The following is a 20,638-nucleotide window of genomic DNA, read 5'->3' as shown; positions in this document are numbered from 1 at the left end:
GTAGGATGTCTAATAATCTTTTTAGTTTTTAGTTTTTAGTTTTTAGTTTTTAGTTTTTAGTTTTTAGTTAGAGTTTGTACTTGCTAAATTCTCTTTTAGGTTTTTTGGGCGCATGTCTATCCAAGTGGTTTTTATGTATGCCAAGCATGTTTCTTTATTGCCAATTACTCCTACTTCTTTCCAACCTGTTGGGGTGTTGTGGTAAGTTGGCCAAATGCTGTATTGCTCTTGTTCGTTGATCACGACAGTGAATTCTGTGTTTGGATTATCAATACTCATTTAAGGGCTCCAATAACTTTCTATATAGTGTTTGTGTAAGGCATATAGATAGCCCTACCTTTGGTTTTCGGTCGCTGTAATTGCTTCTCTGACCTGTGAACTATTTGTTGGATTAAGTTCTGATAACTTACCATTGTCCATTTTCAAAACACGGTCAGCACAGTCGAAATACTTATCGTCATGAGTGATAGCGATAATGGTGATGCCTCGCTCCTTTAATAGAGGAAGCAATTGTGTGTAGAATATTTTTCGGAAGCGAGGGTCCTGATCTGCAGCCCATTCGTCGAGCAAAATACAGCCTCTTTGTTCAGCAATAGACATGATGAGAGCTAGGCGTTTTCGTTGTCCCTGTGAATAACGAGTGTCGGATAAATAGCCATTTTCATGTGACACTTTATGCGCCATTTCTAGATGTCCCATCCAGTTGTCAATCTCATTGTTTGAGATGTTCTTTCCATTGCCATCGGTAATCTGCTGGAATAAGTGGAAGTCACTAAACACTGCGGAAAAATAATGGCGATATAGGTGCCAACTATTTGCATGAATTGTTGATCCATCGACATTCACTTCACCAGAATGTGGGCGATATAAGCCTGTAAGTAATCGAGCAAAAGTCGATTTTCCACTACCATTGCCTCCGATGATGAAGATCAACTCTCCACGCGTAATGGTCAAATCAATAGGCCCAACTTGAAACGGCTTTTCTTCGTTATTAGATCTATATTGGTAAGTGACGCCCTGAAGTGTTAGTTGTTGAAATGATAGAGTGGAGGCGCTTTTTTCATCTATTAGTTTATCGCTCTCATTAAGGGATAGTGAGGCTAGCTTTTTCATCGAGATATTTGCTGTGACAAAGGCTGGTAAGGCGCCTATGGCAGCCATCAGTGGCATTCGAATAAAAAGAATAACCAATGCAAAAGATGAAGCCACTTGAAAACTGCTCCAGCCGAGGCCTAATGCAAGAGCGTAATTCACTCCGATTAGCGCTAGCACAATGGTGTTAGCCAGATTGGCTGCAAAGCCGTTTAGTATGTCGGCGCCGATTACTTGATCTCGGTAGCCTGCGGCATTTTTGTTGAATTCCTCTTTAAAGTAGCGCTTAGCTCTAGCTGGATTTAGCGATAGCTCTTTTCGACCGTCAATGAGTGTTTGGTAATCTTGATATAGCTTGTCATCGTATTCCCTTACTTTTCTGATATGAGAAGAAATTCTGTTTATTAACCAGAACCCAAGCAGTCCTGTCATCGATAGCATGAGAAGACTAATGGAAAATAACGGTATAGATAAAAAAGCAAGATAAGCCATAGATACCGCAGAGAGAATGATGCCATATAGCAACTCTGGTAAATGGACAAAAGCGATGGTTATGTTACGTATGTCAGTGTTTAGCGATGCTAAAATCTTAGCGTCACCAATATTTTCTATTTGTTCTATATCTGTATTTATTAGCTGAGCAACCAGTCGGCGACGTTTCTTATATACAAACTGATGCCCTAGCTTGTGTAGAGATATTTGTGCAATCGTTGCAGTTAGTAGTAATGCAATGAGTAATAAGAAAAATTGAATTAGGGATTGGCTAAAAGAAGCGTGCTCGTTTAATAGTCTGTACTGGATGAAAGCAATGACGCTAATAGTGAGTAATGCGCTCGCCATACTTAAAAACATAACTAGCAGTAGAGTCTTTGATTGTTTGCCTGCTAGCTGAAGTAATAGCTTCATTTGAAATTGCCTGTAATGTTGTTGTTAATTGTATTGATAATGATTATCGTTCAATTTTATTTTCTTTATGTTCTCTTGTCTACAGCTGAAGTAAGTAATATGGATAAGAATTTACAGTGAAGGAGCGAAGCTTTATTTAAATCGAGGGTAGTGTATTCATAGCTTTCTTAGCCCCCACATTAAATACATCCCTCCGATAATTGAAGCAACAATGCCTGCTGGTATTTCCTGTGGGTATAGCCATTGACGCCCTAGCCAATCTGAGAAAAGCATTAGGGCTGAGCCAATTAATATAGCAATGATAAGGTGTTCTTTTGCTCTGCTGAAACCAAAAATACGAGCTAAATGAGGGGCCATCAAACCTACAAAGCTAAGTGGGCCGACAACAAGGGTTGCACTTACAGTAAGGCAAGCAACTAATAGTAATAGCAGTATTCGCGCACGTGAAACTTTTATTCCTAGGGAGTTGGCGCTACTTTGTCCTAAAGGCAGTACATCAAGCCAGCGACTACAAATAAAACATAAAGATATGAAAATAATTGCTGTGGCACATAGGATGGGAATGCTATCCATTGTTACATAATAGGTTGTGCCAGCCAGCCATGATAAAGCTTGATAGCTTCTTGGGTCTCCTCCAGCCAAAATAATACTCTGAATAGCATTCATTAATGCTGTGATAGCAACGCCGGTAAGTAAAACTCGCTCAGGTTGAAAACCTGACTTTCGGTTTAATAGGATTATGACGAGCATAGTGATTAAGGCGCCGATTAAGCCACCCGTATATAGGCCGATTAAGCTGGAGCCTAAACCGCTAAATAAAGTGAGGATTAATCCTAGGGCGGTACCTGAACTGATTCCTATAACTTCGGGGCTGGCAATAGGGTTACCACTTAATCTTTGTATCACTGTACCTGCTGCTGCCAACATCGCTCCTGCTAATGCGGCAGCGGCTAGTCTAGGTGCACGCCAGTCCAGCATTGACCAGTCATTAGATGAAAGAGCATTAACTAATAATATCTGCCACCCTGTTTTCTGGATGGCTAGATTATTCAGCAAGAGGAAGGCTAGTAAAAGGAAAGCTATAATTCCCCAAACTGCATTTTTGTTGAGCTGCCTAGTGTGGGTTTTATGTCGGGTTAAAACAGTGGTTGTCTGGGTTTGACTTCGTGTGGATATTCGTGGAAGTAGCCAGAGTATTAGAGGGGCGCCTAAGGCTGCCGTTGCAGCGCCTGTTGGTAAAAACATTGCGAGTGATCCAGGTAATTTTTGGATCAATAAGTCGGTTAAAGTTAATAATAATGCGCCGATGAGCATAGCAATAACAAGTTTAGGTGTGAGGCGGTGAATGCCTAAGGTTCGAGTGATTGCGGGTGCGGCAAGGCCAATAAAACCAATTACGCCAACACTAGCAACCACCCAAGAAGTTAAAAGTACCGCTAGTGTTAAACATATAAAGCGAAGTTTGCCTAATGATACGCCTAAGCTTCTTGCGCCAGAGTCAGATAGCTCTAGCAGGCTAAGGGGTTTTAAACATAGAAAGGCGATGCAAATGGCAGGGATGATTCTGGTTAGTAGGTATTGAGTGTTACTCCAGCCTGTTTGCGTTAAAGATCCTGCGCCCCAAATCATTAAGCCAGATAGTTGCTCTTGATTCATCATGAGTAGCACTGTGCCAGCTGAGCCAAAATACAAGTTAATGACAAGTCCGGAGACAACGACAACGGTTGGGGATAGTGCTCTCCTCCATGAAAGTAAAAAAACAATCCCCATTGCTAGCAGGCCTCCAGCTAGAGCTACAAAACTGTGAGATAGATCCAGAAGCCATGGCGCGTAAAGGGTGGAGGTCATAAGTGCAAAGCTCGATCCACTAGCGACACCTAGAGTGGAGGGTGATGCTAGAGGGTTTCGAAGAACTTGTTGCATTAAGACACCTGCAACCGCAAGTGCTGCACCAGCGATAATAGTGGTAAACAGTCTGGGCCACCATGTTAGGTGTAGGTTGATGGCGCTGCTGGATGACCAGTTCGGTTTGAACAAACTGCTCAAATTGTTGTTACTGAGAGAGAGTTCTTGGGTTGCCATAAACAGCACTAGAGCGAATAGAAGTGCAATTAGACCAACTGATATAGCCCGCATTATTTGTTTCCCTCGTTTAATTTTTCGGTTAATAAGCTAGCAAATCTCATAGCAGAGGGGATGGCGCCAAAGCTCCATACAGGGTCTATTTCTAGTAGCGGGTGCCCGCTTCGTTGGATCAGGTGTTGCCAAAAACGGTTTTCTTTTAAATGCTTTTCTGCGCCAGTAGGATAAGGCTTAACAACAAGAATTTGTCCCTTAATATTCATTAGTTGGTCCATGCCAACCAGTGAAAATCCCCAGCTATTTGTGTTCTCTGTCCAAGCGCTTTGTAGGCCAATTTGATTAGCTGCGGTTTTATAGAGACTGTTATTACCAAATACTCGCACGTGTTGCGAGTCCATGAATTGAACCATTAGCAGGGGAGGGGTGTTGTTTGGTACTTGTTTGGATAGTTGATTGAATAGATGCTCTGCAGATGAGGTGAGGGTGTCTGCTGCTTCATCTGCATTAGCTTCTCTTGCTATTGCGTAGGTCGCTTCTTTTATCGAATCCCAAGAAACATTTCCTTTTTTGTATAGACCAATATTGGAGACTGGGGCAATACGCGATAAAAGAGGCTCTAAGTTATGAAACATGGGTGAAACTAATATTCTATCTGGCTTTAATTCTGATAAAAGTTCCATGTTTGGTTGTGTGCGCAAGCCAATGTCGATTACTTCATCGGGTACCTTCGGCTCGTTTACCCAAGATTTGTACCCTGCTTTTTTCGCCATAGCAATTGGCTGTACTCCGAGTGCCAATAGTGTTTCTGCGTGTGTCCAATCAATTACGGCAATGTTCAGATGTTTTGGGTGTTTGGGTTGATCGTAATCTTTTCTTGGTTCTTCTGCATGAGAGGTGCTTGCTCCATACGTAAGTAGGCAAAACATTATGAAGAGAGGGATGGATCTCATTATGTGTTTTCCATTGAGTGTACTGTTAGTAGGGGATGGCTATTGGATGGCCAGTAGGATGTTGGCTTATATGCATCTCAATGCCGTAAATTTTTTGTAGTTGTTCGCTGCTAAATATATTTTCTACCGAGTCTGAAGCAATCATGGTTCCATTGCGTAAAGCAACAATGTGATCACAAAAACGAGCTGCCATATTGATGTCATGTATGACAATGATGACGCCTAGGTTGAGCTCTCTGCTTAGTTTTTTTATTAAATTGAGGATGTCTATTTGGTGGGCGATGTCGAGGGCTGATAGTGGCTCATCTAGTAGTAGGTATTGGGTTTTTTGAGCGAGCAGCATAGCTAGCCAAATACGTTGGCGTTCACCGCCAGAAAGTGTATCAACCAAACGGTCGGAGTACTTAAGGGTGTTGGTGAGTTTCATTGCGTCTTCAATGTATTGTTTGTCTTTGGTGGTCAACCTTCCTAGTAATCCGTGCCATGGGTATCGACCAAAGCTAACTAGGTCTCTGCCTGATAGGCTGCTTGTATCTGGAGTGTGCTGAGGTAGATATGCGACTTGTTGAGCAAACTGCTTAAGGGGCCATGATGTCAGTGGCTTTTGATTAAGATAGACGTTACCAGATGAAGGCTGCTGCTGTTGAGCTAGAAGTTTTAATAGGGTGGATTTTCCAGATCCGTTGTGCCCTATTAAGGCATATATTTTTCCAGTCTCAAAAGACATATTGAAAGAGCTTAATAACTCGGTTTGACTAGCACTAAATGTAAGTTCTTTTGCCTCAATCATTATAAGTCTCAATTCAGGTGTCTATAAAATTGAATTTATATAGTAACAATGATGCTAATGCAAATCATTTTCATATATATTTTCGAGTCTAGATCTTATTGTTTTTAAGCTTTTATAGATAGTTTGTCCGACTGGCTGGCTCTTGAGTCTATATTTATGGCTCTACTATCTAATGTAGTGTGATGGTGTACAAAAAGAGCGCCAACTCTTTCATCACCTAAAAGAACAGGTTCGAGTGTGTTGTGCTTCGCCTTCCATATGCGTAACCCGTGGGTGCTTTTAGGGATGTTACTTTCTTCTGTCAACCGGCTCTGATTGACAAAGGTATATAAAGGAGAAAGCTGGTCTACTTCCCCATCTTGATCTATGAATACGTGATAGTGAGACACCTGCTGGCGCAGAAATTCCGGCGAATAGGGGGTGCTTAGCATAGGTAGCCAGCTTTCTTGTTGGAAATTCTGGAAAAACTCTGGTATTTCAGGTGAGCCGCTGTGTGGCGATAGCATGAGTGTCATTTCCACCGCAGGGCCGTAAGAGGGTTTAACTGGAATATGAAAAATAAGTGGCTTTGTAGTGTTTTGATATCGCTGAGGTGGTAAATATCCAGCAATCGTTTTTTTCTTTTCAATGGAAATGGGAGGAACTTGTAAAAAAAGCTTCCAATCTTTGTTGTCTAGCCCTAATTCCTCAGGGGAGTGCAAATAGATTTTACTGTTTAGCAAATAAGTAAGTGCGTGCTCAATAAGGTTGGCAAACACGCTAGAGCTGGCTGTGAGAGGCTGTTTGGCATGACTGTCTAGGTGTATTTCTTTCACCTGATGGCCAGCCGAACTTAAGTCAACAGAGTCTTTGTTTGTGACAGACGAGCGCCTTTTGCCTTTAACGAGTAGCTTCTTTTTATCTGGGTGAGCGGCGACTTTGTTGATCGCCTCTATGAATAACATGGTTCGACTCCTCTGCTAGCTATTAAAGAGTATCGACCGTTGTGGGAAAGAGTTTAGAGATAACCGCTATTTCATAAAAAGAAGTTATCTCAATTTTTGGCTTTTAGCGAAGTAGATTAGACAATTTAGGGTTTGGCTCTAAAGCTGCACGATAAAATAGCGCTACCTTGCCAATAGTTTGAACCGTTTCACATTTCATTATTTTACTGATTTCTGCGATAAGTGAACTACGAACTTCACGATCCATCACACTGATGCGAACTTTAATAAGCTCGTGATCTTCCAATGCTCTGTCTATTTCTGTTAATACGGCTTCTGTTAAACCGTTGCCAGCAATCATAACCACAGGATTAAGGTTGTGACCTATTAGGCGATATTGCTTTTTTTGTGCGTTTGTAAGACTCATAGTCAATATTTCTCATCTTAGTTGGCCCTCTTTATTGGAGGCTTTCGAGGTTAAGCGATATTATAGCGGAATATTGACTGATTTAGGTATGAAGAAAACGTGGCAAGATCAAAAAGTAGTAATAGTTGGATGAAGGAACATTTTGATGATAAATATGTCAAAAAATCCCAGCAAGATGGTTATCGCTCTCGAGCAAGTTATAAGCTGCTTGAGATAAATGATAAAGATAAGCTATTTCGCCCTAAAATGAGGGTGGTTGATTTAGGCGCTGCTCCTGGTGGCTGGTCTCAAATTGCCACTAAATTGGTGGGTGATCACGGTACTGTTATTGCCTCAGATATTTTAGAGATGGCGCCATTGCCTGGTGTTACCTTTGTACAAGGTGATTTTACAGAGCAAAGTGTGTATGAAGAAATACTGTCAAAAATGGGAGATGAAAAAGCAGATCTTGTAATTTCAGATATGGCCCCCAATATGAGTGGTAACAGCTCTGCAGATCAGCCACAAGCTATGTATCTTGTAGAGCTTGCGTTAGATATGGCTTCTCAAGTACTTCGACCTGGTGGAAACTTTCTGGTGAAAGTTTTTCAAGGTGAAGGATTTGAAGAATACCTTAAAGTTATGCGGACACAATTTTCGTCTGTTGTTACACGTAAACCCGATGCGTCACGAGCGAGAAGCCGTGAAATTTATTTATTAGGAAGACAATATAAAGGTTAATGGGTTATGTTCTGGTACTATTGCCAGTGACATTATTACTAATAACCGTTTAGAGGTGTGCTCTTGAACGATATGCTGAAAAATATACTGTTGTGGTTAGTGATAGCTGCTGTACTGCTTACGGTATTTAACAACTTTAATACATCAACTGATACCAATAGAATTTCTTATTCTGAATTTGTGAAAGAGGTTCAAGATGGCCGAGTCGCAAAAGTCACAGTAGATGGTTACATTATTAGCGGTACTAGAATCGGTGGCGATAGCTTCGATACAGTTCGCCCTGCCGCTGCAGACCCGAAAATCATGGATGACTTGCTAAGTAATAACGTCATTGTTGAAGGTCGATTGCCTGAGCAGCAAAGCATCTGGACACAATTGCTTGTTGCCAGTTTTCCTATCTTAATTATTCTTGCCATTTTTATGTTCTTCATGCGCCAAATGCAAGGCGGTGGCGGCGGTAAAGGTGGCCCAATGTCTTTTGGTAAATCCAAAGCGCGTTTGTTACCTGAAGATCAAATTAAAACGACTTTTGCAGATGTTGCTGGTTGTGATGAAGCGAAAGAAGATACAGAAGAACTTGTCGATTTCTTACGTGAGCCGGGTAAGTTCCAGCGTTTAGGCGGTAAAATCCCACGTGGTATCTTAATGTGTGGTCCTCCAGGTACGGGTAAAACCCTTTTGGCTAAAGCCATCGCTGGTGAGGCGAAAGTGCCCTTCTTTACTATCTCTGGTTCTGATTTTGTAGAAATGTTTGTTGGTGTTGGTGCTTCTCGTGTGCGAGATATGTTCGAACAAGCTAAGAAGCATGCGCCTTGCATCATCTTTATTGATGAGATCGATGCTGTTGGCCGTAGTCGTGGTTCCGGTATGGGCGGCGGTAATGACGAGCGTGAGCAAACATTGAACCAGCTGCTGGTGGAAATGGATGGCTTCGAAGGTAATGAAGGTATCATTGTCATTGCAGCGACAAACCGACCTGATGTATTGGACTCTGCTTTGCTTCGTCCGGGTCGTTTTGACCGTCGAGTAGAGGTAGGTTTGCCTGATATTCGTGGTCGTGAACAGATTCTAAAAGTACACCTTCGTAAAGTCCCTTGTGATGATAATGTTGAACCACGTAATTTAGCACGCGGTACGCCTGGTTTCTCAGGTGCGCAATTGGCCAACTTGGTGAATGAAGCAGCATTATTCTCAGCACGTTCGAATCGTCGTTTAGTCAGCATGGAACAATTAGAGCTTGCTAAAGATAAGATTCTAATGGGTGCGGAAAGAAAAACTTTGGTTATGTCTGAGAAAGAGAAGCTAAATACGGCTTATCATGAAGCGGGCCATGCCATCGTTGGTTATGTGATGCCAGAACATAATCCTGTATATAAAGTGACTATTATTCCTCGTGGTCGAGCACTAGGTGTCACTATGTTCTTGCCTGAAGATGACCAAACGAGTCAGAGTAAGCAAGGCTTAGAAAGTATGATTGCCGGTCTATATGGTGGTCGTATTGCTGAAGAAATGACCCTTGGTTTCTCTGGTGTAACCACGGGTGCATCTAATGATATTGAGCGTGCTACAAGCATTGCGCGAAACATGGTGACTAAATGGGGCTTGTCAGAAAAGCTTGGCCCATTTGCATACGAAGAAGAAGATCGCTCTGGTGGCTATGTTGCAAGCTCAACAGGTGAAAAAGCAAATTACTACTCACCTGAAACGGGTAAGGTTATTGATGCGGAAGTACAGGGGATTATTACTTCTTGCTACAACAAAGCTAAGCAAGTGTTGCAGGATAACCGCTCAAAATTAGATGTTATGGCAGAAGCGTTAATGCAGTATGAAACGATTGATGCCAAACAAATAAAAGAAATTATGGATGGTAAAAAGCCGACTGCACCTGAAGGTTGGTCTGATCCTGGAGCGACACCACCTACGGGTAACGCTCCTGAATCTGAGCCGGAAGATAAGGGTGCACCTATTTCAGATGATGAGCTTGAAGAGGCTCCAGCTCAGTCGACAAAACCAGCTGGTGAATAAAACGTGTTCATTTTAGATATGGATGTTTCATGTCAGTAATGCCTTTTGGGGACAAGTCGTTAGACTTGTCCCTTCCTCATGTTATGGGGATCTTAAATGTTACACCCGATTCGTTTTCTGACGGGGGCTCCTTTAATTCCTTAGATAATGCATTGCAGCAAACGGAAAAAATGTTGCAAGAAGGCGCTAGCTTGATTGATGTTGGCGGTGAGTCCACAAGGCCTGGTGCATCACCGGTTTCTACTCAGCAAGAGCTGGATCGTGTCTTACCTGTTATAGAGGCAATCAAAAAGCGTTTTGATACTATTGTGTCGGTCGATACAAGTACGGCAGAGGTAATCCGAGGTGCGGCTGCTTTAGGTGCTGGATTGATCAATGATGTTCGTGCATTGGAGCGTGAAGGTGCGCTTCTAGCAGCTTCAGAAACTGAGTTGCCTATTTGTTTAATGCATATGCAGGGAAACCCTGAAAGTATGCAGAATAGTCCTAGTTATCAGTCTGTTGTGGATGACGTGTCTGGTTATCTTCTATCTAGAGTGGCTGTCTGTGAAAAGCTTGGTATTGCTAAGTCTCGTTTACTTCTTGATGTGGGTATAGGGTTTGGTAAGTCCTTAGAGCATAATCTCACCTTGATCAATCAAATGGGGCGCTTCAAAGAGCTAGGGTTTCATCTGCTGACAGGTGTATCGCGTAAAACTATGATTGGTGATGTGCTTAATTTGCCAGTGAGTGATCGTTTATTTGGAACCATGGGGGCAAACGCTTCTGCTTATAAAAGTGGTTCCCGTTTATTTAGAGTTCATGATGTTAAGCCGCATGTGGAAATGTTGGCGTTAATGTCTCGTATTGAGAGAGAAATTTAATGCGTAAATATTTTGGTACAGATGGTATTCGCGGCAAGGTTGGTACATCTCCGATTACGCCTGAGTTTATGCTCAAGCTAGGTTGGGCTGCTGGGCAGGTATTTAAAGAAAAAGATAAAAAAATTCTTATCGGTAAAGATACGCGTATCTCAGGTTATATGTTCGAGTCGGCTCTTGAGTCAGGTATCGTTGCTGCTGGTGCGGACGTGCGCTTAGTGGGTCCTATGCCAACTCCTGCCATTGCGTATTTGACTCGTACTTTTCGTGCCAGTGCTGGTGTTGTTATTAGTGCGTCCCATAACCCTTATTCAGATAACGGCATTAAGTTTTTTTCTGCAGAGGGTGGGAAAATTTCTGATGAGATGGAAGAAAGAATTGAGTACTACCTTGAGCAGCCAATGGACGTGGTTGAATCAAGTCTGTTGGGTAAAGCAAGACGTATTGATGATGCGGCTGGGCGTTACATTGAATATTGTAAGGGCACCTTTCCAATTGGCTTGCAATTAAGTGGTTTAAAAATCGTTGTTGATTGTGCTGATGGGGCGACTTATCACGTGGCGCCTCGAGTCTTCTCTGAGCTCGGCGCGGATGTAATTGCTATAGGAGCTAACCCTGATGGCCTGAATATCAATGAGTTTAGCGGTGCTACAAAGCCTGAGTTATTAAGAAAGAATGTTTTGGCTGAAAAAGCAGACCTTGGTATTGCTTTAGATGGAGATGGCGATCGACTTATTTTGGTCGATGCCAAGGGTGTGGTGCGTGATGGTGACGATATTCTTTATATTATTGCTAATCACTTGATGAAAACAGGACGTTTCAGTGGCGGTGTTGTTGGGACGCTCATGAGTAACTTTGGTCTTGAGTTAGCTTTTTCTGAAACAGGCATTAGCTTTAGTCGCGCAGCAGTGGGTGATCGCTATGTTAATGAGAAGTTGATGCAGCATGGTTGGAGTCTGGGCGGTGAGCCTTCTGGGCATATAGTCTGCCGCTCAATCACGACGACTGGAGATGGTATCATCGCTGCTCTTCAAGTTCTTCGCGCTATGGTGGAAGAGGATAAACCTCTAGAGGAGCTTCTTGTAGGTTTAGTTAAGTTCCCTCAAAAGCTTAAAAACATACGTGTTGCTAAGCGCTTTGTGCCTAATGAAGAGCCTGCTCTACAAAAAGCAATTGCCAACGCTAATGAGCGTTTAAATGGTTTGGGTCGAGTTTTATTGCGAGCATCCGGAACTGAGCCCCTTATTAGGGTAATGGTTGAAGGGCGTGATGACGAAACCGTGGATGAATTGGTTGATTATCTTGTGAAAGAAGTTGAAAAGGTTGTAGCGTCTAAGCAGGCTGAATAAAATAAAGATGCTTGTATAGAATTAATACTTGAAACCATGTTGGGCTTTCCCTAAAATGGGCGCCTCGAATTAGGATGGCAATATGATTCGCAGAAAAATAGTAGCTGGTAATTGGAAAATGAATGGCTCGAAAGAGTCAGTTGATTCACTGGTTAATGGCTTGCTAGAGATTGAAAGTCAAGCCTCAGAAGTAGTTGTTGCTCCTTCTTTTCCGTACCTTTCTCAAGTCGAACAACTTGCTTCAAAAAGCCAGCTTGTATTGGCGGCTCAAAATGTGAGCGATGAATTGAAAGGGGCTTTTACTGGAGAAGTATCAGCATCTATGTTGGACGATTTTGGTGTCAAGTATATATTGCTTGGGCACTCAGAAAGGCGCTCCTTATTCGGTGAAACAGATTCTCTAGTAGCGAAAAAAGTTGCCATTGCGTTGAATGCAGGTTTTGCCCCGATGCTTTGTATTGGTGAGACTCTAGAAGAGCGCGAGTCTGAGCAAACTTTAGAAGTTTGTAAGCGCCAAATTCAAGCGGTTATAGATACGGTAGGTATCGATAAATTTGACAGTTTAGTAATTGCTTATGAGCCTGTTTGGGCTATTGGCACTGGCTTATCAGCAAGTGCAGAGCAAGCGCAGGAAGTGCACAGTTTAATAAGAGCCTTTTTGGCTGAGTCATCAAAGTCTGTTGCTGAAAAAGTACAAATTTTGTATGGCGGTAGTGTTAAAGCATCAACGAGCTCGGCGTTATTCAAAATGCCTGATGTAGATGGTGCTCTGGTAGGTGGTGCATCACTTGATGCAAAAGAATTTATAGAGATAGTAAAAGCGGCAGGTTAATTAATGGAAGCACTTATTTTGGTTTTGCATGTACTTGCAGCAGTGGCAATTATTGCTTTGGTTTTATTGCAGCAAGGCAAAGGTGCAGACGCTGGTGCCTCATTTGGTGGCGGTGCCTCACAAACAGTTTTTGGTAGTCAAGGTGGTGGTAGCTTCTTTGGTAAGCTTACGGCACTTTTTGCATTGATTTTCTTTTTGACTAGCTTTGGTTTGGCGTTTTACGCAAGCGAGCAAGCAAAAGGTATTTCTGGCGCTTTAGACGCTGTTCCTTCAATTCCTCAAGTTGAAGATGCAGTTAGCTTGCCAGAACTTGGTGATGCACCAGCTAACTCAGACATTCCAGTTACAGAGTAGGTTGGATTGACACTCAATTTTTCTATTTGAGTGTGTTGAGTACAGTAAAAGATTTGCGGATGTGGCGGAATTGGTAGACGCGCCATCTTGAGGGGGTGGTGAGCAATGCTCGTGGGGGTTCGATTCCCCCCATCCGCACCATAATTTGGTGACAATTAAAAAAGAGCTTCAATACAGTTTTGTGTTGAAGCTTTTTTTATGGCTTTGATAAGTGTCTATTTCTTTCTGGTTGAATTTGATGAGTTGAATTAGATCTATGTTAAGTGTAGATGATCAAAAAACTCAGTTCTGCTTCGTCCTTTAGCCTTTGCCTCATATAATGCTATGTCAGCTTGCTTTATGTACTTTTCCATAATGTCAGGCTTGGTTAAATTATTTTCTTCTAAGTTGCTTCCCCCAATACTAATTGATAGGTTCTCGCTGCCTGAGAGCGTGATGCTACTGGCCTCTATGTGTAATTTTTGACAGAACACTTGTGTATCTTTGGTGTTTGAATTATTCAGAATGACTAGGAATTCTTCCCCTCCCCAACGAGCCACAATATCACTAGCGTTAGTTGATCGTTTTAGGGTTTGAGATAGGGTGATTAAAACCTCATCTCCTCTATCGTGCCCGTAGATATCGTTTATTTTTTTGAACCAGTCAATATCAATTAAAAGGATTGAAGTCGGTGTGAAATTGATGTCTAGCTCGTTGGTTTTTTGGTTGAAGTCATCAATTGCGGCTCTACGATTTAGTAGGCTTGTTAAAGGGTCCACCCTAGTGAGTAAGGTTAGTTCTTCTGTTTTTGCTTCTAAGTGCTCTCTGGCGGAGAGAAGTTCTTGATATAATTTGTCTCGTGCCACAGCTACGTAGATAGACCAGTAGATTTTCGAATCGGCGAGTTTTGCATTAGCTACAGAGGCAACCTTTTCATTGGTATTGGGTGTTAGAGATATTTGTACTTCTTGGCACGAACCTGTGCTTACAATGGTTGGTCGAATATAGCTTTCAAAGAATATCGAACTAGCCTTAGAAATAATGTCAAACAAGCCATATGTCATAAGCTTGTCTGAATCTAAGTTCAACAATTCTGTTCCGTATTGATTACAATATTCAAGTTTATTGGTGTGTATATCCGTTACTACCAAGATGCATGGGAAGCATTCTAGGGTAGGTGTTTTCATTCTATAAAGTTCTTAATCGCTTGAAATACAGTGTTAGGTTCTGTCATATGTAAACAGTGTCCTTGGGCTTTAATGACTTCTAAAGTCGAGTTGGGTATTTGCTTATTCATGTACTCGCCAATTTCAATTGATGCTAAGTTGTCGTCACTGCTCTGCAGTATCATAGTCGGTGTGTCCAATTTACTTAAAGCGGCTCTATCATCAGAAAAGAAGGTGGCCTTAGCAAATGGCTTAGCGTAATTAGGGTCGGTGGAGCAAAAGCTGTCATCTAGCTCTCTGATTAGTTCTGGATTGTTGTTTTGTCCCATGACTAAAGGAGCTAAATAGTTGGCCCAGCCGATATAGTTTTTATCCATAAGATTGAGCAGCTCTTCTAAGTCGTCTTTTTCAAAACCGCCAAAGTAATCTGGAGGAAGGTTTAAAAAACAAGGTGAAGGGGAGACCATTACTATTTTTGAAAATATCTCTGGAGATTTAAGTGCAGCGTGCATTCCAATAATGCTGCTTACTGAATGCCCAACAAATACAATGTTTTGGAGCTTTAGCTCTCCGCAAATATCAAGAACGTCTTGGGCGTAGCCATCAAGAGTCTGGTAACGTTTTCTATCGAACGCCGAAGTATCAGATTGACCGCATCCAACATAGTCAAACAATACAACCTTATAATCAGATGTTAAGGAGGGAAGCATGAAGCGCCACATATTTTGGTCACAACCAAAACCATGTGCCAACATAAGAGTTATTTTGCCATCGCCTATAACTTTGACATTGTTTCGCGCTTTTACATTGAAAGGTATGTCTTGGTCTCCTAAAGTTGATGCCGCAAGAGTCTATTCATATGATGGGTAAAAATTATACGATAGCTATAGTCTTAAATTCTATTGTTAAGCACAAACAAAAGATAGCTTTATCCACAATTGAGTCAAACTGGATGTTTTAGACGGTTTCTTCTTCGTTATTAGTGTTCGCTTTTTATCTATATGTAGCATTATTTTTGATGTTACTAATATATCATTGTTCATATTCCTCGTGCCTGACATCATTGAATAGTAGTGTTATTTTGTGTACAATGGCGCGAAAACGTACAAAGAGACTTGTTTAGTAATGTTTTGCTTTTTGTATGAGTGCCGTTAAGAGCCCCTATATGGGGTTTTTTGTTATCTGCACTGTATATAAACGATGGGCCTTGAGCCCGTTTTTTGTTTCTGTGTTTTATAAAATGATTTTCGGAGTAAACGATTGTCAGCAAAATATACGATTTTAGAAGAATATATCCGCCCTGTTGTTGAGGGTTTAGGGTTTACATTCTGGGGCATGGAATACTTATCTCAAGGTAAGGATTCTGTGTTGCGTATCTTTATTGATACGGATGAAGAAAAAGGGATAGACGTCGAAGATTGTGCACGTGTTAGTCGTCAAGTGAGCTCAATTTTAGATGTCGAAGACCCAATTACGGGAGAATACAACTTAGAAGTATCCTCTCCTGGTATGGATCGACCATTATTTAATTTAGACCAGTACCAAGCTTATATAAATGCAGTTGTTTCATTGCGCTTACGAGTTCCGTTTGATGGACGTCGTAAATTCAAAGGACAATTAATGGGGATTGAGAACGAAGATATTGTTATTCGTGTCGATCAAGAAGAATACTTGTTGCCTATTGAGTTAATTGAAAAGGCCAACGTTGTACCACAATTTTAATTATTAACCTTGAAGAGAGGCTAAAAGGATGAGCAAAGAAATTCTTTTGGTAGTAGAAGCCGTTTCCAATGAAAAAGATGTTTCGAAGCAAGTTATTTTCGAAGCCGTTGAAATTGCTTTAGCAAGTGCTGCCAAGCGTCGTTTTGAAGACAATGCGTTGATTCGAGTCTCTATTGACCAGCGTACAGGTGACTACAAGACGTACCGTCAATGGAATATTGTAGCAGATGAAGATTATTCTGATCCTGCGGCAGAGTTAACAATTGATGATTCAGAAGAGCAAAACTTAGGCGTAGGTATTGGTGAAGTATACGAGGAAGAAGTTGAGTCTGAAACTTTTGGCCGTATCGCTGCCCAAGCTGCTAAGCAAGTTATCGTACAAAAAGTTCGTGAAGCTGAACGCGCTAAAATGGTCGCTCTTTATGCGCAAAAAGTTGGCAAGTTAGTTCATGGTCAAGTTAAGAAAGTAACACGAGATAGTTTGATTGTTGACCTTGGTGAGAACGCAGAAGCATCACTGCCAAAAGATCAGTTAATTGCCCGTGAAAGCTTCCGCATGAATGATCGTATTCGCGCATTGTTGCTAGAAATTCGTGATGATAGCCGCGGAGCGCAATTGGTTCTTTCTCGTACGGCTCCTGAGTTCATGATTGAGCTTTTCCGTCTTGAAGTGCCAGAAATCGCCGAAGAAATGCTTGAGATTCGTAGCGCTTCTCGTGATCCAGGTTTACGTGCAAAAATTGCCGTTAAAACTAATGACCGTCGTATCGATCCAATCGGTGCTTGTGTCGGCATGCGCGGTGCTCGTGTTCAAGCGGTTTCGAATGAATTGAGCGGTGAGCGAGTTGATATTGTGCTTTGGGATGACAACCCAGCACAGCTTGTTATCAATGCCATGGCGCCAGCAGAAGTAGACTCTATTGTTATTGATGAAGATGCCCACTCAATGGACGTTGCTGTGAAAAGTGACAACCTAGCGCAAGCAATTGGTCGTAATGGACAAAACGTTCGTTTGGCTTCTGCTTTGACAGGTTGGACTTTGAATGTGATGACCAGCGAAGACGCTGAAGCTAAGCAAAGAGAAGAGTCTCAGAAATTGATCGACATCTTTGTTTCTGGTTTAGACATAGATGATGACTTAGCCATGCAAATGGTTGAGGAAGGCTTCACTTCATTAGAAGAAGTTGCCTATATTCCAATGGAAGAAATGTTAGAAATTGATGGATTTGATGAAGATTTAGTGAACGAATTACGTTCACGTGCAAAAGAAGCTTTACTCAATAAAGCGCTTCAAGCAGAAGAACAATTAGATGATGCAAAACCTGCAGCAGACTTATTGGAAATGGAAGGTATGGATAATCACCTTGCATTGGTTCTGGCCTCTACTATAGGTGTTATCACTATGGAAGATCTGGCTGAACAGTCTGTTGACGAGTTGCTTGAAGTTGAAGGCATGACTGAAGAGCGTGCTGCGAGCCTGATTTTGACTGCTCGTGCACCTTGGTTTGCTAAATCTGAATAAAATCTGAGTACATAAGGGGGAACTTAATGACAGTTCAAACCGTAAAGATACTATCCGAGCTGGTAAAAACACCAGTCGATAAGCTACTAACTCAGATGAAAGATGCTGGTTTACCTCAAACGAGTGCAAACCAAGAAGTCTCTGAAGTAGAAAAACAAACCTTGCTTAATTACCTAAAAAGCCAACATGGTGAAGGTGATAAGAAGGATCAGCGCATCACGCTACAAAGAAAAACCACAAGTACCCTGTCTCGTGCAGATGGCGGCAAAGCGGTTAACGTAGCTGTGAAGAAGAAGCGTACTTACGTTAAGCGTGATGACAGCGAAACAGATGCTCAGAAGCAGGAAGAGTTAAAAGCTCAACGTGCAGCGGAAGAGAAAGCTCGCGTTGAAGCAGAAGAAAAAGCGAAAGTAGAAGCAGCTCGTAAAGCAGCTGAAGAAGCAAAAGCTAAGGCTGAAGCAGAAGAAAAAGCGAAAGCTGAAGTAGCTGCTACACCTAAGTCAGACGCTTCTGCTAAGAAAGATGCAGCCGCTGCTAAAGAAGCTAAGCGTAAAGAGCTTGAAAGTAAAAAACCAGCTGCTGCGCCAAAAGGTAAAAAAGGCTCTGGTCGTTCTGATAATGAGAAAGACAAGCCTCGCGGTGGTCGTAATACAGATAATAAGCGTAATTCTCGCGTTAACCTAAATGGCGAAGAAGAATATGGTCGCCGTAAATTAGGTCGTAAGAATAAAAAGTCTCAAGTGAAACAAGAGCATGGTTTCCAAAAGCCAACAGCGAAAATTGTTCACGAAGTGGCTTTGCCTGAAAGTATTACTGTTGCAGACCTTGCTGAGAAAATGACAGTGAAAGGCGCAGAAGTAATTAAGGTGATGTTTAAAATGGGCGCCATGGCGACTATTAACCAAACAATCGACCGTGATACTGCGACACTTGTTGTTGAAGAAATGGGTCACACTGTTAAGTATATCGACGAAAATGCGGTAGAAAACGACATGATGGAAGCCATTGATTACGAAGGTGAAGCGACTAAGCGTGCACCAGTAGTAACAGTAATGGGTCACGTTGACCACGGTAAAACGTCTTTGCTTGACTACATTCGTACAACACGAGTAGCGGCAGGTGAATCTGGTGGTATTACACAGCACATCGGTGCTTACCATGTAGAAACACCACAAGGTATGGTCAGCTTCCTAGATACACCTGGACACGCGGCATTTACCGCAATGCGTGCTCGTGGTGCTAAGGCAACGGATATTGTTATCTTGGTTTGTGCTGCAGATGATGGTGTTATGCCTCAGACAATTGAAGCGATTCAGCATGCTCGTGCTGGTGATGTGCCTTTAGTTGTTGCTATCACTAAAATAGATAAAGAAGGCGCTGATATTGAGCGTGTTCAAAACGCTTTGGCTGCTCAAGAAGTTATCCCTGAAGAGTGGGGCGGCGACGTTCAGTTCGTTGGTGTTTCTGCTAAAACAGGTGAAGGTATCGACGAGCTTCTAGAAGCGGTTCTTCTTCAGTCTGAAGTGCTTGAATTGAAAGCCGTTCCAAGTGCACCTGCGAAAGGTGTGGTAGTAGAAGCTCGTTTGGATCGCGGTCGTGGTTCTGTAGCAACCTTGTTGGTTCAAAACGGTACTTTGAGAAAAGGTGACGTAGTACTTGCAGGCCTACAAATGGGTCGTGTGCGTGCCTTGCTTGATGAAAACGGTAAGCCGATTCCAGGTGCGGGTCCATCTATCCCAGTTGAAATTTTAGGCTTGGACGGCACTCCTGATGCAGGGGAAGAATTCATCGTTGTTGCCGATGAGCGTAAAGCTCGTGAAGTAGCTAACTTCCGTCAAGGTAAATACCGTGAAGTACGTTTTGCTCGTCAGCATTCTGCTAAGTTGGAGAACTTGTTCTCTGAAATGGGCAAAGACGAAATTCGTACCCTTAACGTTGTTCTAAAAGCCGATGTTCGTGGTTCTCTTGAGGCTCTGATCAAATCATTGACAGACCTAAACACAGACGAAGTACAAGTGAATGTTGTATCGAGCGGTGTAGGTGGTATTACTGAAACAGATGCGACTCTAGCACTTGCTTCTGATGCGGTTATCTTTGGTTTCAACGTTCGTGCTGATAGTTCTGCTAAGCAGTTTATTGAGCGTGAAAGTGTTGACCTTCGCTACTACAGCGTAATCTACAACATTATTGATGATGTTAAACAAGCGCTTTCAGGTATGTTGTCTCCTGACTTACGTGAAGAGATTAAAGGTACTGCAGAAGTACGTGATGTCTTTAATTCGCCTAAGTTCGGTCTGATTGCCGGCTGTATGGTTATTGAAGGTACTGTTTACCGTAACAAGCAGATTCGCGTACTACGTGACGACGTTGTTATTTATGAAGGTGAGCTTGAATCACTTCGTCGCTTTAAAGATGCTGTTAACGAAGTTGGTCGTGGCGTTGAGTGTGGTATCGGTGTGAAAAACTACAACGATGTCAAAGTCGGCGACAAGATCGAGGTTTTCGAAACCGTCGAAGTTGCGCGTACACTTTAATAGGACAAGATCATGGCAGGCGAATTTAGTCGCACAAGTCGGATTGGTGACCAGCTCCAAAAGGAGCTGGCTTCTATTATCCAGTTTGAAGTAAAAGACCCCCGCTTAGGGTTGGTTACTATCAACGAAGTGCGTGTAGCAAAAGATTTAGGCTATGCAGATGTGTATTACACTGTGCTTGGCAAAGACGATCAGCCAGAAGTGCTGGCAGAAAACCAAGCTGCGCTTGATAGTGCAAAAGGTTTTTTACGTCGCCGCTTAGCGAAAGAAGTACAACTCAGAGTGATGCCGCATTTGCGTTTCCATTATGATCAGAGTGTGGTCAATGGTTCAAGAATGTCTTCAATCATCGACGATGCAATACGTGATGATGAGTTGAAAAACGGTAATCAAGACGAGTAAGTA

19 protein-coding genes and 1 tRNA gene are annotated in these 20,638 nt (G+C 42.3%); 11 read left to right on the top strand and 9 right to left on the bottom strand.

Annotated features, from left to right (window positions below; all coding sequences use genetic code 11):
- Positions 1-63: 63 nt before the first annotated feature.
- From OFY17_RS01630 to OFY17_RS01600, 7 genes are all read right to left on the bottom strand, one after another.
- Positions 64-279: an MbtH family protein gene (locus OFY17_RS01630; RefSeq protein WP_263528946.1), complete on the bottom strand. Its 216-nt coding sequence runs from the start codon at positions 277-279 to the stop codon at positions 64-66.
- 54 nt (positions 280-333) lie between these two features.
- Complete coding sequence (locus OFY17_RS01625) at positions 334-1,998, bottom strand: multidrug ABC transporter permease/ATP-binding protein (RefSeq protein WP_263528945.1); 1,665 nt, start codon at positions 1,996-1,998, stop codon at positions 334-336.
- Between the two features lie 156 nt (positions 1,999-2,154).
- Positions 2,155-4,134: a Fe(3+)-hydroxamate ABC transporter permease FhuB gene (fhuB, locus tag OFY17_RS01620; protein WP_263528944.1), complete on the bottom strand. Its 1,980-nt coding sequence runs from the start codon at positions 4,132-4,134 to the stop codon at positions 2,155-2,157.
- Positions 4,134-5,030: an iron-siderophore ABC transporter substrate-binding protein gene (locus tag OFY17_RS01615; RefSeq protein ID WP_263528943.1), complete on the bottom strand. Its 897-nt coding sequence runs from the start codon at positions 5,028-5,030 to the stop codon at positions 4,134-4,136. Before OFY17_RS01615 ends, fhuB begins: the two co-directional genes overlap by 1 nt.
- Before the next feature lie 25 nt (positions 5,031-5,055).
- Positions 5,056-5,820 carry an ABC transporter ATP-binding protein gene (locus OFY17_RS01610; RefSeq protein WP_263528942.1) on the bottom strand — a complete coding sequence of 255 codons (765 nt, stop codon included), beginning with the start codon at positions 5,818-5,820 and terminating at the stop codon, positions 5,056-5,058.
- Between the two features lie 104 nt (positions 5,821-5,924).
- Positions 5,925-6,764 carry a hypothetical protein gene (locus tag OFY17_RS01605; RefSeq protein WP_263528941.1) on the bottom strand — a complete coding sequence of 280 codons (840 nt, stop codon included), beginning with the start codon at positions 6,762-6,764 and terminating at the stop codon, positions 5,925-5,927.
- 103 nt (positions 6,765-6,867) lie between these two features.
- On the bottom strand, positions 6,868-7,170 hold the full coding sequence (locus OFY17_RS01600) for a YhbY family RNA-binding protein (protein WP_263528940.1): 303 nt from the start codon (positions 7,168-7,170) through the stop codon (positions 6,868-6,870).
- Between the two features lie 99 nt (positions 7,171-7,269).
- On the opposite strand from OFY17_RS01600, the gene rlmE reads away from it, so the two are divergent.
- The 7 genes from rlmE (at position 7,270) to OFY17_RS01565 (ending at position 13,451) form a co-directional block, all read left to right on the top strand.
- Complete coding sequence (gene rlmE / locus OFY17_RS01595) at positions 7,270-7,890, top strand: 23S rRNA (uridine(2552)-2'-O)-methyltransferase RlmE (protein WP_263528939.1); 621 nt, start codon at positions 7,270-7,272, stop codon at positions 7,888-7,890.
- Between the two features lie 72 nt (positions 7,891-7,962).
- Positions 7,963-9,915 carry an ATP-dependent zinc metalloprotease FtsH gene (gene ftsH, locus OFY17_RS01590; RefSeq protein ID WP_263528938.1) on the top strand — a complete coding sequence of 651 codons (1,953 nt, stop codon included), beginning with the start codon at positions 7,963-7,965 and terminating at the stop codon, positions 9,913-9,915.
- Positions 9,916-9,944: 29 nt separating this feature from the next.
- Positions 9,945-10,778 carry a dihydropteroate synthase gene (gene folP / locus OFY17_RS01585; RefSeq protein WP_263528937.1) on the top strand — a complete coding sequence of 278 codons (834 nt, stop codon included), beginning with the start codon at positions 9,945-9,947 and terminating at the stop codon, positions 10,776-10,778.
- On the top strand, positions 10,778-12,124 hold the full coding sequence (gene glmM, locus OFY17_RS01580; RefSeq protein ID WP_263528936.1) for a phosphoglucosamine mutase: 1,347 nt from the start codon (positions 10,778-10,780) through the stop codon (positions 12,122-12,124). The genes folP and glmM overlap by 1 nt, the downstream gene beginning before the upstream one ends.
- An 82-nt stretch (positions 12,125-12,206) precedes the next feature.
- Positions 12,207-12,956, top strand: a complete 750-nt coding sequence (tpiA, locus tag OFY17_RS01575) for a triose-phosphate isomerase (protein ID WP_263528935.1) — start codon at positions 12,207-12,209, stop codon at positions 12,954-12,956.
- A gap of 3 nt (positions 12,957-12,959) precedes the next feature.
- Entirely contained in the window at positions 12,960-13,310 is a 351-nt protein-coding gene (gene secG / locus OFY17_RS01570; RefSeq protein WP_263528934.1) for a preprotein translocase subunit SecG, read from the top strand.
- Between the two features lie 55 nt (positions 13,311-13,365).
- Positions 13,366-13,451: transfer RNA gene (locus OFY17_RS01565), tRNA-Leu, on the top strand.
- A gap of 113 nt (positions 13,452-13,564) precedes the next feature.
- Here the strand turns inward: OFY17_RS01565 and OFY17_RS01560 are convergent.
- Positions 13,565-14,476: a GGDEF domain-containing protein gene (locus tag OFY17_RS01560; RefSeq protein WP_263528933.1), complete on the bottom strand. Its 912-nt coding sequence runs from the start codon at positions 14,474-14,476 to the stop codon at positions 13,565-13,567.
- Positions 14,473-15,210 carry an alpha/beta fold hydrolase gene (locus tag OFY17_RS01555; protein WP_318013643.1) on the bottom strand — a complete coding sequence of 246 codons (738 nt, stop codon included), beginning with the start codon at positions 15,208-15,210 and terminating at the stop codon, positions 14,473-14,475. The genes OFY17_RS01560 and OFY17_RS01555 overlap by 4 nt, the downstream gene beginning before the upstream one ends.
- 505 nt (positions 15,211-15,715) lie before the next feature.
- Here OFY17_RS01555 and rimP point away from each other — a divergent pair.
- Genes rimP through rbfA form a run of 4 tightly spaced genes read left to right on the top strand, consistent with a single transcriptional unit; the run spans position 15,716 to position 20,635 of the window.
- Positions 15,716-16,177, top strand: coding sequence for a ribosome maturation factor RimP (gene rimP, locus OFY17_RS01550; protein ID WP_263528932.1), 462 nt, complete (start codon positions 15,716-15,718; stop codon positions 16,175-16,177).
- 28 nt (positions 16,178-16,205) lie between these two features.
- Positions 16,206-17,699 carry a transcription termination factor NusA gene (nusA, locus tag OFY17_RS01545; protein WP_263528931.1) on the top strand — a complete coding sequence of 498 codons (1,494 nt, stop codon included), beginning with the start codon at positions 16,206-16,208 and terminating at the stop codon, positions 17,697-17,699.
- A 26-nt stretch (positions 17,700-17,725) separates the two neighbouring features.
- The gene (infB, locus tag OFY17_RS01540; RefSeq protein ID WP_263528930.1) at positions 17,726-20,233 is read left to right on the top strand and encodes a translation initiation factor IF-2; all 2,508 of its coding nucleotides are present in this window, start codon (positions 17,726-17,728) and stop codon (positions 20,231-20,233) included.
- Between the two features lie 12 nt (positions 20,234-20,245).
- The gene (rbfA, locus tag OFY17_RS01535; RefSeq protein WP_263528929.1) at positions 20,246-20,635 is read left to right on the top strand and encodes a 30S ribosome-binding factor RbfA; all 390 of its coding nucleotides are present in this window, start codon (positions 20,246-20,248) and stop codon (positions 20,633-20,635) included.
- The last annotated feature ends 3 nt before the right edge of the window (positions 20,636-20,638 follow it).

This window comes from Marinomonas sargassi (assembly GCF_025716875.1).
Lineage (GTDB): Bacteria > Pseudomonadota > Gammaproteobacteria > Pseudomonadales > Marinomonadaceae > Marinomonas > Marinomonas sargassi.
This window is presented reverse-complemented; position numbering and strand designations above follow the sequence as displayed.